Annotated in this window: 13 protein-coding genes; 9 read left to right on the top strand and 4 right to left on the bottom strand. The window is 67.5% G+C overall.

The window, feature by feature from the left end; all coding sequences use genetic code 11:
* Window positions 1–20 precede the first annotated feature (20 nt).
* Both AC3WRC_RS04400 and AC3WRC_RS04395 read right to left on the bottom strand, forming a co-directional pair.
* The gene (locus tag AC3WRC_RS04400) at window positions 21–677 is read right to left on the bottom strand and encodes a hypothetical protein (RefSeq protein ID WP_492303041.1); all 657 of its coding nucleotides are present in this window, start codon (window positions 675–677) and stop codon (window positions 21–23) included.
* A 45-nt stretch (window positions 678–722) separates the two neighbouring features.
* Window positions 723–1,250: a GNAT family N-acetyltransferase gene (locus AC3WRC_RS04395; protein ID WP_492303040.1), complete on the bottom strand. Its 528-nt coding sequence runs from the start codon at window positions 1,248–1,250 to the stop codon at window positions 723–725.
* A 73-nt stretch (window positions 1,251–1,323) separates the two neighbouring features.
* On the opposite strand from AC3WRC_RS04395, the gene AC3WRC_RS04390 reads away from it, so the two are divergent.
* The 5 genes from AC3WRC_RS04390 (at window position 1,324) to dxs (ending at window position 6,174) form a co-directional block, all read left to right on the top strand.
* Window positions 1,324–2,244 (top strand): histone deacetylase family protein, encoded by a 921-nt coding sequence (locus AC3WRC_RS04390; RefSeq protein WP_492303039.1) that lies wholly within the window; start codon window positions 1,324–1,326, stop codon window positions 2,242–2,244.
* Between the two features lie 41 nt (window positions 2,245–2,285).
* Complete coding sequence (locus tag AC3WRC_RS04385) at window positions 2,286–2,948, top strand: histidine phosphatase family protein (protein WP_052247765.1); 663 nt, start codon at window positions 2,286–2,288, stop codon at window positions 2,946–2,948.
* Window positions 2,949–2,996: 48 nt separating this feature from the next.
* Window positions 2,997–3,248 carry an exodeoxyribonuclease VII small subunit gene (locus AC3WRC_RS04380; RefSeq protein ID WP_492303037.1) on the top strand — a complete coding sequence of 84 codons (252 nt, stop codon included), beginning with the start codon at window positions 2,997–2,999 and terminating at the stop codon, window positions 3,246–3,248.
* Window positions 3,249–3,327: 79 nt separating this feature from the next.
* Entirely contained in the window at window positions 3,328–4,203 is an 876-nt protein-coding gene (locus tag AC3WRC_RS04375; protein ID WP_492303462.1) for a polyprenyl synthetase family protein, read from the top strand.
* A 57-nt stretch (window positions 4,204–4,260) separates the two neighbouring features.
* Window positions 4,261–6,174 carry a 1-deoxy-D-xylulose-5-phosphate synthase gene (gene dxs / locus AC3WRC_RS04370; RefSeq protein WP_492303461.1) on the top strand — a complete coding sequence of 638 codons (1,914 nt, stop codon included), beginning with the start codon at window positions 4,261–4,263 and terminating at the stop codon, window positions 6,172–6,174.
* 5 nt (window positions 6,175–6,179) lie between these two features.
* Here the strand turns inward: dxs and AC3WRC_RS04365 are convergent, their stop codons facing one another.
* Entirely contained in the window at window positions 6,180–6,911 is a 732-nt protein-coding gene (locus tag AC3WRC_RS04365) for an NYN domain-containing protein (RefSeq protein WP_492303036.1), read from the bottom strand.
* A 46-nt stretch (window positions 6,912–6,957) separates the two neighbouring features.
* Window positions 6,958–7,887, bottom strand: coding sequence for a transcriptional regulator GcvA (gene gcvA, locus AC3WRC_RS04360; RefSeq protein WP_492303035.1), 930 nt, complete (start codon window positions 7,885–7,887; stop codon window positions 6,958–6,960).
* A 124-nt stretch (window positions 7,888–8,011) separates the two neighbouring features.
* Here gcvA and cysG point away from each other — a divergent pair, with 124 nt between their 5' ends.
* Genes cysG through AC3WRC_RS04340 form a run of 4 tightly spaced genes read left to right on the top strand, consistent with a single transcriptional unit; the run spans window position 8,012 to window position 12,399 of the window.
* The gene (cysG, locus tag AC3WRC_RS04355) at window positions 8,012–9,397 is read left to right on the top strand and encodes a siroheme synthase CysG (protein ID WP_492303034.1); all 1,386 of its coding nucleotides are present in this window, start codon (window positions 8,012–8,014) and stop codon (window positions 9,395–9,397) included.
* A complete protein-coding gene (locus AC3WRC_RS04350; protein ID WP_492303033.1) occupies window positions 9,394–9,669 on the top strand; it encodes a DUF2849 domain-containing protein in 276 nt (91 codons plus the stop codon). Before cysG ends, AC3WRC_RS04350 begins: the two co-directional genes overlap by 4 nt.
* Window positions 9,669–11,336, top strand: coding sequence for a nitrite/sulfite reductase (locus AC3WRC_RS04345; RefSeq protein ID WP_492303032.1), 1,668 nt, complete (start codon window positions 9,669–9,671; stop codon window positions 11,334–11,336). The genes AC3WRC_RS04350 and AC3WRC_RS04345 overlap by 1 nt, the downstream gene beginning before the upstream one ends.
* On the top strand, window positions 11,323–12,399 hold the full coding sequence (locus AC3WRC_RS04340; RefSeq protein WP_492303031.1) for a phosphoadenylyl-sulfate reductase: 1,077 nt from the start codon (window positions 11,323–11,325) through the stop codon (window positions 12,397–12,399). Before AC3WRC_RS04345 ends, AC3WRC_RS04340 begins: the two co-directional genes overlap by 14 nt.
* Window positions 12,400–12,416: the final 17 nt, after the last annotated feature.

Here is a 12,416-nt window from a genome sequence, read left to right as displayed (position 1 = left end):
CGGCGACGCCGTCATGTGGCTTAGTTCTTCGGCGCTGGAATGCTGGCGACGGACATCAATCCAGCCGCCAAGGCGATGGTGTCGGCGTCGGCGACGGGACCGGATGCGCGGGTCTTGAACGACCACCCGTCGATGTGGGTCAGGATGATGAAGGTTGCCGCGTCCCACCCATACGGATGGCGTCCCTTGAAGGCAGCGAACAGAGGTATGGGGCGGCCTTCCACCGAGGCGACGCCAAAGGCGCCTTCAAGCGGTTGGACGTTGGTCCAGTTGGCGCGAATGCTTGCCACGGAACTCGCCATGTCCTGCGTTTCTGTCGGCATGGTTCGGTATCGTGTGGCGTAGAGGGTGAAGGTCGCTCCCATCATCGTGTTGCCGCAACTGACGTCGTCGCCGCGATTGGGCGTCATGACGCTTTGCGGATAGACGCGAACCACGTTGCCTGGCGCTGCGGCCTCGAAGATGCAGACCATGCCGCTGGCCTTGTGACGCAATCGAACTGCGCCGTCCTCTGCAGTGATGTTCTCGAACAGGTCTGCGGCGCGACCTTCCGCGAGAATGCGTTCGCCTTCCGCCTTGGCGGCGATGGGATCGGCGGGAGGACTTTCGGTTTCCTGTGCCATGACGGGGCTTGCCGAAAGGAAGACGGCCACGGCCGCCAGCAATAATCTACGCATTGGTTCCCCCGAACTCTTATCCCCGGTTGTCTGGATAGGCCTGGTCTATCCGCGCCGCAAGATGAACTCGTGGTCACGCCAGGCCCCGATGGGGTAGTCGTATTCGCCGACCTTCTGGAAGCCGTAGGCGGCGTACAGACGCTGGGCCTTGTCATTGCCGCTCCAGACGCCGATCCATAGCGGGCCGTCCGTGTGGGTTTGCATCCAGTCCAGAGACAGCTTCAGCAGTCTGGTTCCAAAGCCCTGACCTTGCGCCGCCTGGGACACATAGAGCCGGCGCAGTTCCATGTGCGACGGTCTGGCCTCGGGGTGGGGCAGGCCGTTGGGGCCGGCGTTGGCGAAGGCCAGCAGCTCGCCGTCGCGGTCAGCCACCCACCAGGCGCAGTCGGGCTCCGCCAACTTCTTCAGCGTCGGCTCCAGATCGAAGCTGGCGTCCAGAAACGCGTTCAGGTCGGCTTGCGGGTAGGGGATGCCGAACCCCTCGACGAAGGTGTCGATAAAGGTCTGGCGGCCCAGGGCGCCCAAGGCGGCGGCGTCTTCGGGGCGGGCAGGGCGGATCACGATTTCGGTCATGCGTCGGCTCTAGCGCGCGCCTTGGTGCGCGTCACGGGCGACAAGTCCGAAAGCCCGTCGTATCGTCGCTTCAATGTCCCTGCCGATCTTCACCCATCCGTCCATGCTGTCCCACGCGCCGGGCGCGGGCCATCCCGAAAGTCCCGAGCGGCTGAAGGCGGTGCTGGATGCTCTGGAGGATGCAGGCCTGGCCCGCGACCGGTGCGCCGCGACCCAGGCCGAGGTTGTGGATCTGGAGCGGGTGCATCCCGCCGCCTATGTCGCGCGCCTGCTGGACGCCTCGCCGGTCGCCGGCATGGTCCAACTGGATGCCGACACCGTCCTTTCACCCGGCAGCGTACCGGCGGCGCGGCTGGCGGCGGGGGCGGCGATCAATGCCGTAAGGGCCGTGGCGCGGGGCGAGATGGACCGCGCCTTCGCCGCCGTGCGCCCGCCGGGCCACCACGCCGAGCCGGACCGCGCGATGGGGTTCTGCCTGTTTTCCTCCGTCGCCGTCGCGGCGCGCGCGGCTCAGGCCGAAGGGATGGCGCGCGTGGCGGTGGTTGATTTCGACGTTCACCACGGCAATGGCACCCAGGCTGCGTTCGAAGACGACGACAGCCTGTTTCTGGCCTCCATCCACCAGATGCCGCTCTATCCCGGTACCGGCGCGGCGTCCGAGACGGGCGTCGGCAATATCGTCAATGCCCCCGTCGCGCCCCATGCGGCGCGCGAGAACTGGCGTGCGACCTTCGCCGGCGGATTGATGCCGGCGCTGGAATCGTTCCGGCCGGACCTGATCCTGATCTCGGCTGGTTTCGACGCCCACAGGCGCGATCCACTGGCGCATCAGTCGCTGGAGGCCGAGGATTTCGCTTGGGCGACGCGTGCGATTCTGGAGGTCGCGCGTCGGACCTGTTCGGGCAAGGTTGTGTCGGCGCTTGAGGGCGGTTACGACCTTGAAGGACTAGGCCGCTCTGCGGTCGCCCACGTCGCTGCGCTCGGGGAGGACTGAGGACGCTTAACGCCTTGAAACCAAAGGCCCGTCCGTTTGTCATGTCAGCCCCCGCCCTGTCCCTCGATTCGACCGAACCGTCCGTGTCCCCACCTGACGCCGCGCCATCCGTCGGCGCGCTTGTCGCTGTCCGTCCCGGCGCCATCATCCTGACGCGTCACGGCGAGCCGGCCCTGTCGCGCAAATGTCTGATCTCTGCGCGCCAGTACGGCGACTGGTGGGCGAAGTATGAGATCGGCGGCCTGCTGGCCGGCCAGACCCCGCCGCCCGAACTCGTTGCGGCCGCCCAAGGGGCTGGGGCCATCTACGCCTCGACCCGTCAGCGCGCCCAGGAAACCGCCGCTGCTGTCGCTGCGGGGCGTGAGGTCATGGCCGACGTCATGTTCATCGAGGCGCCCCTGCCGCCGCCGCCGATTCCAGAATGGATCAAGCTGTCGCCCAAATGGTGGGGCGTGGTGTCGCGCTTCTGGTGGCACGCCTTCGATCATCACGGCGGCCAGGAAACCCGCGCCCAGGCCGAGGCGCGCGCCGATCAGGCGGCGCAAAAGCTGATTGCGCGGGCCGAAAGCGGGCAGGACGTGCTGGTCTTCGCCCACGGCTATTTCAACCACATGGTCGGCCGCGCGCTGAAGGCCGATGGCTGGAAACTGGTCCAGAACCAGGGCTTCAAATACTGGTCGCAGCGTCGCTACGAGAAGCGATAGCCGCTTCTGACGTTGATGCGCCCCGCGCGCGCCTCTAGGGTCCGCGCCATGACCGACGCCGCCGCCGCCATCCCCGCCGATCTCAGCTTCGAAGACGCCCTGAAGCGCCTGGAAACCATCGTGTCTCGCCTGGAATCCGGCCAGGCGCCGCTGGAAGAATCGATCGCCCTCTATGAAGAGGGCGCCAAGCTGAAGGCGCATTGCGAGGCGCGGCTGAAGGCGGCTCAACTGCGTGTGGAAAAGATCGTCGTCGGCCCCGACGGCCAGGCCAAGGGCGTCGAGGCGGCGTCGTTCGAATGATCCCCGTGTCGTCTTCGAGCCTGGTCTGGAGCCGGTTCTCGTGAACCGGGTCATCGCCGCGAACTCGCCGGAACAGGCTGTGATCGATCGCGTGGCTGAGGTCGCCGATCTGGTCACGGTCGCGCTAGATGAACTGCTGCCGCGCGCCGAGGGCCCAGAATCCCGCCTGACCGAGGCGATGCGCTATGCGGCGCTGGGCCCCGGCAAACGCCTTCGCCCGTTCTTCGCGTTGGAGGCCGCACGCCTGTTCGACATCGATGAGCGGTCGGTGCTCCGCGCCGCCTGCGCGTTGGAATGCGTGCACGCCTACAGCCTGGTCCACGACGACCTGCCGTGCATGGACGACGACGACGTGCGCCGGGGCCGCCCGACCGTTCACCGCGCCTACGACGAGGCGACGGCGGTGCTGGCCGGCGACGCGCTGCAGACGGCCGCCTTTGACATCATCCTGCACGAAGACACCCATGAGGATGCGGCCGTGCGCTGCGAACTGGCGGCGCGGCTGTCGCTGGCGTCCGGCGCGCGGGGCATGGCGGGCGGTCAGATGATCGATCTGCTGGGCGTGCGCGACGACCTGGGCGGCGTGGCGCGTATGCAGCGACTGAAGACCGGCGCCTTGTTCGCCTATGCCTTCGAAATTCCTCTGATCATCGCCGACGCCTCTGCCCAGCACCGCCATGCCCTGATCAGCTTCGCCCACGATGTTGGCCTGGCCTATCAGATCGTCGACGACCTGCTGGATGCTGAAGGGTCGGCCGAGGAAATGGGCAAGGCTGCCGGGGGCAAGGACGCGGCTCTCGGCAAGACCAACTTCGTCACCCTGCTGGGTCTGGAGGCGGCGCGGCAAAGGGTCGCGCATCTCGCAAACCAGGCCCGGTCGCACCTTGAGACGTTCGGCGACGAGGCCGAAATCCTCAGGGCCAGCGTGGACTTTGTGCTAAAGCGCCGGTCCTGATACGAAACGTTGAACCGACCTGCGGGTTGATCGACCAGACTTTCCAAGGTTTTACGGCTGATGCCCGACACCCCGCTACTCGACACCGTCAAGACGCCCGCCGACACGCGGGACTTCGATATCGCCCAGTTGAAACAGCTGGCACAGGAGGTGCGGGCCGAGACAATCGACGCCGTGTCCGTCACCGGCGGCCATCTGGGCGCGGGGCTGGGCGTGGTCGAACTGACCACGGCGCTGCACCATGTGTTCGAGACGCCCAAGGACATCCTGATCTGGGACGTCGGGCATCAGTGCTATCCGCACAAGATCCTGACCGGACGGCGCGACCGCATCCGCACCCTGCGCCAGGGCGGCGGCCTGTCGGGCTTCACCAAGCGCAGCGAGAGCGAATACGATCCTTTCGGCGCGGCCCACGCCTCGACTTCCATCAGCGCCGCCCTGGGCTTCGCCGCCGCGCGCGATCAGAAGGGTGAGAAGAACCGCGTCGTAGCGGTCATCGGCGACGGCTCCATGTCCGCCGGCATGGCCTATGAGGCGATGAACAACGCCGCCGAGGCGACCAGCGGCCAGCTGATGGTCATCCTGAACGACAACGACATGTCGATCGCGCCGCCGGTTGGCGGGATGAGCGCCTATCTGGCCGGCCTGGTGTCGGGCGGCGCCTATCAGAACGTCCGCCGCCTGGGCAAGACGGTGGCCCAGCACCTGCCGCGCCCCTTCCGCAAGGCGGCCAAGAAGGCCGAGGAATACGCCCGCGGCATGGTCACCGGGGGCACCTTCTTCGAGGAGTTGGGCTTCTATTATGTCGGCCCGATCGACGGCCACGACATGGACAATCTGGTCCCGATCCTGAAGAAGGCGGCCGCCATCGAGGACCGCCCGGTTCTGGTTCACGTCGTGACGCAGAAGGGCAAGGGCTATGCCCCCGCCGAAAGCAGCGCCGACAAACTGCATGCAGTCGTCAAGTTCGACGTGGTCTCAGGCAAGCAGGCCAAGGCCATCTCCAACGCCCCCAGCTACACCAAGGTGTTCGGAACCGAGCTGATCAAACACGCCAAGGTCGATCCGTCGATCGTGGCAATCACGGCGGCCATGCCGTCCGGCACGGGTCTGGACCTGTTCGGTCAGGCCTTCCCCGAGCGGACCTATGACGTCGGCATCGCTGAACAGCACGCGGTCACCTTCGCGGCCGGTCTGGCGGCGGACGGCATGAAGCCGGTCTGCGCGATCTATTCGACCTTCCTTCAGCGCGGTTACGACCAGGTGGTCCACGACGTGGCGATCCAGTCGCTGCCTGTCCGTTTCGCCATGGACCGGGCGGGCCTGGTTGGGTCGGATGGCGCCACGCACGCGGGATCGTTCGACATCGGCTTCATGGGCGCGCTGCCCGGCATGGTGCTGATGGCCGCCGCCGACGAGGCCGAACTGGCGGCGATGATCTCGACCAGCCTGGCCATCGACGACCGGCCCAGCGCCTTCCGCTATCCGCGCGGCGACGGCGTGGGCGTGGAGATCCCGGAATTGGCCGCCCCGCTGGAGATCGGCAAGGGCCGGATCGTGCGCGAGGGGACTTCGGTCGCCATTCTCAGCCTGGGCACCCGTCTGCAGGAATCGCTGAAGGCGGCGGACATGCTGGCCGCCAAGGGCGTGTCGGCCACCGTCGCCGACGCCCGCTTCGCCAAGCCGCTGGACGCCGATCTGATCCTGCGCCTGGCGCGCGAGCACGAGGCGCTGATCACGGTGGAGGAAGGCGCCATGGGCGGCTTCGGCGCCTTCGTGCTGCAGCTGCTGGCCGAGAAGGGCGCGCTGGATGCGGGTCTGAAGATCCGCACCCTTAATCTGCCCGATGTCTTCCAGGACCAGGATGCGCCCATGGCGATGTATGCCCAGGCCGGCCTGAACGCCGAACACATCACCGCCGCCGCGCTTCAGGCCCTCGGCGTTTCCGCGAGCCAAGCCGTCCGCGCGTAAACGCGTCAGGCGCGGTCGCGAATTCGCATCGCGCCGCGTTCGCCGGTCTCGACCTCGAACCGGCCGGTCGCGCGGATCAGGTCTGACAGCTTGGCGTAGCCATAGGTGCGCTGGTCGAAGTCGGGATGGGCGTTGCGCAGCCGATTGCCGATACCACCCACCGCGACCCATCCGTCGCCGTCCTCGTCCATGTCGGCGATGATGGCCGCGATCAGGCGCGCGGCCTCGGACGGCTTGCGCTTGGTCGCCGGCACTTCAGCGACGGGCGACTTGGCGCCGGCGTCGACCGGAACCGGCGCAATCAGGTTCTCTGTATAGATGAACCGGGTGCAGGCCTGACGGAAGCTTTCGGGCGTTTTCTGCTCGCCGAACCCGTAGACGTCGACGCCTTCCTCGCGGATGCGCGCCGCCAGTCGGGTGAAATCGGCGTCGGAAGACACCAGGCAGAAGCCGTCGAACCGCCCCGAATGCAGCAGGTCCATCGCATCGATGACCAAGGCGATGTCGCCCGAGTTCTTGCCCTTGGTGTTGGCGAAATTCTGCTGCGGCTGGATGGCGAAACGGGCCAGGACCCGCGTCCAGCCGGCGATCTGCGGGCTGGCGAAGTCGCCGTAGATCCGTCGTGCCGAGGCCTCGCCCAAGGTGGCGATTTCGCTGAACAGCGCCTCTGCGATGCGGGCGGAAGCATTCTCCGCATCGATCAGGACCGCGAGGCGAGGGGCCTTGTCGTCAGCCATGGCGCATGTCCTTTTCCTGCGCCGCCAATCTGCGGTGCAACGAACCCTACAACTGACCCATCGTATTGTCGTGATCCACGGCCTGTTTCTTCAGCCAGCCGACGAAGGCGGTCGCGCTGGGCGGGGGCGGCCGGTCGCGGGGCTGGACGACATAATAGGCGAAGCCGACCGCCTCGGATCCGTCAGGGAAGGGGGCGACTAGTCGCCCTGACGCTAGGTCCGCCTGGGCCAGGGTGCGTTTGGCCAGGGCCACGCCGCGCCCCGATATGGCGGCCTCGATCAACAGGCCGGATTGATTGAAGCGCGAGCCTCGACGCGGGTCGGGGTGACGAATGCCACGCGCCTTCAGCCACATGGCCCAGTCCGGGCGGCTGGGGTCGCCGTCGTTGGACATGTCGTGCAGCAGAGTGTGTCCGATCAGGTCGGCCGGTTTGCGGATCGGCTTGTCGCTATCCATTACCGATGGGGCGCAGACAGGCAGAACCGTCTCGGTCATCAGCCGATCAACCGTAAGGCCGGGATAGTCGCCGGGACCGTAGCGCACCGCCAGATCGACCTTGCCCTCGCTCAAGTCCGCCGGCTCCATGTCGGCCGAGATCCACAGTTCGATCTCGGGATGGGCGGTGTGGAAGTCGTCCATGCGCGGCATCAGCCATTTGGAGGCGAAGCCGGGCGCCACGCTGATCGACACCTGTTTGCGACGCGGGGGTTCGCGCAACAGGGCCGAGGCGTCCATCAGCCGCTCGAACCCCTCGCGCAGCAGCGGCACGGACGAGCGGCCCAGATCGGTCAGTTGCAGGCCCCGCGCCTCGCGCACGAACAGCGGCCCGCCGACGATGTCTTCCAAGAGGCGGATTTGCTGGCTGACCGCGCCCGGCGTCACTGACAGTTCGTCGGCGGCGCGCGAGAAGTTCAGATGCCGCGCGGCGGCCTCGAAGGCGCGCAGGGCGTTGAGCGGGAGCAGGGGACGGGGCATCGCGGATAGAAATCCTATCAGCGAGACAAAGGCAATCTGGTTTGCGGCTCTGGACGGGGAAGACGAAGGTTCGCGCCCTGCCGTCGTCCCTGTTTCCTCTCCCGACGGCCCAGAAAGCAAGACGATGCGTGTATTTCTCGCCTCCATTCCGCTGGAGGCCGCAAAGATCGTGATCATCGGCGGCGGCGAGCCGGCGTTGGCCAAGCTGCGACTGTTCCTGAACACGCCCGCCGAGGTGATGTGGTTCGCGCCCGACGGCGCGCCGCCCAAGATCGAGACGCCATTGACGGCGCCGGAACCGGTGCTGCGTGCGCCAGAGACTGACGAACTGGCCGGCGCACGGCTGGTGTTCATGGCGCTGGACGACGCGGATGAACTCGTGCGGCTGGGCCATCTCGCACGGGCGGCAGGGGCTCAGGTCAATGTGGTGGACAAGCCGCATCTGAGCGATTTCCAGACCCCGGCCCTGATCGACCGCGACGAGGTCGTGATCGGCGTGGCGACCGGCGGATCGGCGCCCATTCTGGCGCGGGATATCCGCACGGCCATCGAGGGCGTGCTGCCCGCCGGACTGGCGAATGTGGCGCGGCTGGCGCGAGAGCTGCGCGATACGGTCAAGGCCAGCGTGCCCGACTTCATGGCGCGCCGTCGCTTTTGGGAAAAAGCGTTCCGGGGGGCGGCTGCGACGCTGGCGGCGGAAGGTCGAACGGCCGAGGCGCGGCGCGAGATGCTGCGCCTGCTGAACGTCGCCGCGCCGGAACAGGGGGTGGTCCATATCGTCGGCGCCGGGCCGGGCGACCCGGAACTGCTGACCCTGAAGGCGCTGCGGGTTTTGCAGGACGCCGACGTCATCATCCATGACCGTCTGGTGCCCGAGCCGGTGCTGGAGCGGGCGCGGCGCGACGCCAAGCGGCTTTATGTCGGCAAGGCGCGCGGTGAACATTCGGTGCCGCAGGATCAGATCGAGGCCCTGATGATTGCGGAGGCTCGCGCCGGCCACCGCGTCGTGCGCCTAAAGGGCGGCGACCCCTTCGTCTTCGGGCGCGGCGGCGAGGAACTGGACGCCATGCGGGCGGCCGGGGTCCCGGTCTTTGTCGTGCCGGGTGTGACGGCGGCCCTGGCCTGCGCGGCCTCGGCGGGCATTCCCCTGACCCATCGCGATCACGCCCAGGCGGTCACCTTCGTGACGGCTCAGGCCAAGCCGGGGGGCGTCGAGGCCGACTGGACGCGGCTGGCCGGCCCGAACCACACCCTGGCCATCTACATGGGGTCGGACCGCGCCGAGGAGACGGCTGCGCGCCTGATCGCGGCGGGGCGTTCGCCCTCGACGCCCGTCGCCATTGTCGAGAACGGCAGCCGCCCGGACGAGCGGGTTCTGACCGGGCGACTGGACGGGATGGGCGCCCTGGTGCGCGGCGCCGACCTGACCGGCCCGGCCCTGTTGTTCGTCGGCGAAACGGCGGCTTTCTCGGCGGCTCAACTGGATGTTCGAGCGGAGGTCGCGGCGTGAAGATCGTCACCGCAAACCGCCTGTCGGACGGCCGCGTCATCTATGCGGGCGTGGACAACCAGCCGGTCGAACACATCGATCAGGCTTTGGTGCTGGACGAGACGACAGCCGAGGTCGTGCTGGCTCACGTCGCCGGGCGGCCGGACGTCTTCGTGAACCCCTATCTGGTTGAGGTTCAGGACCGCACGCCTTCGGGCCGCGACCGACTGAAGGAGCGCATCCGTTCGGCCGGGCCGACCGTCGGCCATAGCGTCGTCGGAGGCGTTGGCTGATGTATCGATATGACGAGTTCGACCATGCCCTGGTGCGTGAACGGGTCGAGGAGTTCTCGGACCAGGTGGCGCGCCGCGCATCCGGCGCCCTGACCGAGGACGCGTTCAAGCCGCTGCGGCTGATGAACGGCGTCTATCTGCAACTTCACGCCTATATGCTGCGCGTCGCCATTCCCTATGGCGTGATGAGCAGCCGTCAGCTGCGCCGGCTGGCCCATATCGCGCGGACCTACGACAAGGGCTACGGTCACTTCACCACCCGCTGCAACATCCAGTACAACTGGCCGGCCCTGACCGACCTGCCGGCGATCCTGAGCGATCTGGCCGATGTCGAGATGCACGCCATCCAGACCTCGGGCAACTGCATCCGCAACACCACCACCGACGTCTTCGCCGGGGCCGCCGACGACGAGATCGAGGACCCGCGCCCCTGGTGCGAGATCATCCGCCAGTGGTCGACCATCCACCCCGAGTTCAGCTTCCTGCCGCGCAAGTTCAAGATCGCGGTGATCGGCGCGGAGAAGGACCGGGCGGCCATCCGCACCCACGATGTCGGCCTGCAGATCGTGACGGGCGATGACGGTGGAATGGCCTTCCGCGTCTTCGTCGGCGGCGGACAGGGACGTTTGCCCCATATCGGTCAGGAGATCGCCCCGGCGGTCCGGGCGGCGGACCTGCTGGCCTATCTGACCGCCATTCTACGGGCTTGGAACCTGCTGGGTCGGCGTGACAACATCCACAAGGCGCGGATCAAAATCCTGGTCGCCTCGCTGGGGATCGAGGCCTTCCGCGAGGAGGTGGACAAGCATTACGCCACCTTACGCCGTGAGGATCTGCGCATCCCCGAGGACGAGGCCGAGCGGATCAAGGCCTATTTCGCCCCGCCGCCGTTCGAGGATCTGCCCAAGGTCAGCGGTCCGTTCGACCGCGCCCTGTTGGCCGATCCGGACTTCGCCCGGTTCGCCCGCAACAACGTCCGTCGTCATCGCCAGCCGGGGTACGCTTCGGTGGTGGTGTCGCTGAAGCCGGTCGGCGGGGTGCCGGGCGACATCACGGCGGACCAGATGGACGCGGTGGCGGACCTGGCCGAGCAATATTCCTTCGACGAACTGCGCGCCGCCTACGAGCAGAACCTTGTCCTGCCCCATGTGAGGCTGGACGATGTGCCGACGGTCTGGCGGGCGCTGCGAAAGGCGGGGCTGGCGACGGCCAATGCCGATCTGGCGACGGACGTGATCGCCTGCCCGGGCCTGGACTATTGCAGCCTGGCCAACGCCCGGTCGATCCCGGTGGCCCAGGCCCTGTCCAAGCGGCTGGCGGACATGAACTATCAGGAGAAGCTGGGGCCAGTCCGCATCAATATGAGCGGCTGCATCAACGCCTGCGGCCACCACCACGTCGGCCACATCGGCGTGCTGGGCGTCGATCGCAAGGGCGAGGAATACTACCAGATCACCGTCGGCGGCTCGCCTGACGAACAGGCGGCTCTGGGAGACATCGTCGGCAAGAGCCTGCCGGCCGACGAGGTCGCGCCGGCCATTCACCGGACCCTGGACCGTTATCTGCAAATCCGCACGGACGGCGAACGGTTCATCGACACGGTGCGCCGCGTCGGTCCCGATCCCTTCCGCGACGCCATCTATGAGACGCTCGATGCAACGGCTTGAGGGCATTCAGAACGGGCTGCGCCTGCCCGTCACCACGCCGCTGGAGGAGGTCGAGGCGGCTGCCGCAAGCGAAGACACGCTGTTGCTGGAGTTCGACGCCTTCCGCGATGGACGAGGCTTTTCGCTGGCGGCGGTGCTGCGAGAGCGCGGTTATGCAGGGCGTCTGATCGCGGCGGGCAAGGTGCTGCCGGATCAGGCGGGGCACCTGCGGCGTTCGGGCTTTGACGCGGTGGAGCTGGCCGAGGGAGCGGATACAGCGGCCTGGGACCGGATGGACCGGGCGTTCAGCGCCGCCTATCAGCCCGCCGTCGATCCCGCGCCGACGATCTGGCAGCGGCGACGCGCGGCGTCCAACGACCGCGACCTGGACGCGCTGGCCGAACGGCTGAACCGCGAGACCGAGGGCAAGGACGCGTCCGAAATCCTGAAGGCGGCGTTGGACCCGGCGCTTGGCCTGCGGGTCGGCGCCATCTCGTCGTTCGGGGCCGAATCCGCCGCCTTGCTTGACATCATCGCCGGCGAGGACAAGACCGTGCCGGTGGTGTTTCTGGAGACAGGCCAGCATTTTCTCCAGACCCTGTCCTATCGCACGCAACTGACCAAGGCGCTGGGCCTGACCGACGTGCGGCTGGTCACGCCGGATGCGGGCGAGAAGGCGACGTTGGATGCGCGCGACGACCTGTGGAAGACCGACGCCGACGCCTGCTGCGATCTGCGGAAGGTGCGGCCGCTGGCGCGGGCGACCGCCGGGTTCAATGCGCTCATCACCGGACGTAAACGCTACCAATCCGCCACGCGGGCAAAGCTGAAGCCGTTCGAGGTGTTGGACGGAGTGCTGCGGATCAATCCCCTGGCCAACTGGGACGCCGACGACGTGGAAGCCTGGCTGGAAGAGAACGATCTGCCGCGTCACCCGCTGGTCGAGCAGGGCTATGCCTCCATCGGCTGCTGGCCCTGCACCCGCGCGGTCCAGGACGGCGAAGACGCCCGCGCCGGACGTTGGTCGGGCATGGACAAGGTCGAGTGCGGCATCCACTTAGGGCAACGCCAGGCCGCCGCCTGATCCGCCCTGTTTCGACC

This window comes from Brevundimonas sp. EU05-FHT14B07 (assembly GCF_058790795.1).
Note: the sequence above shows the minus strand (reverse complement) of the source record. Positions and strands in the feature narration are given on the sequence as shown.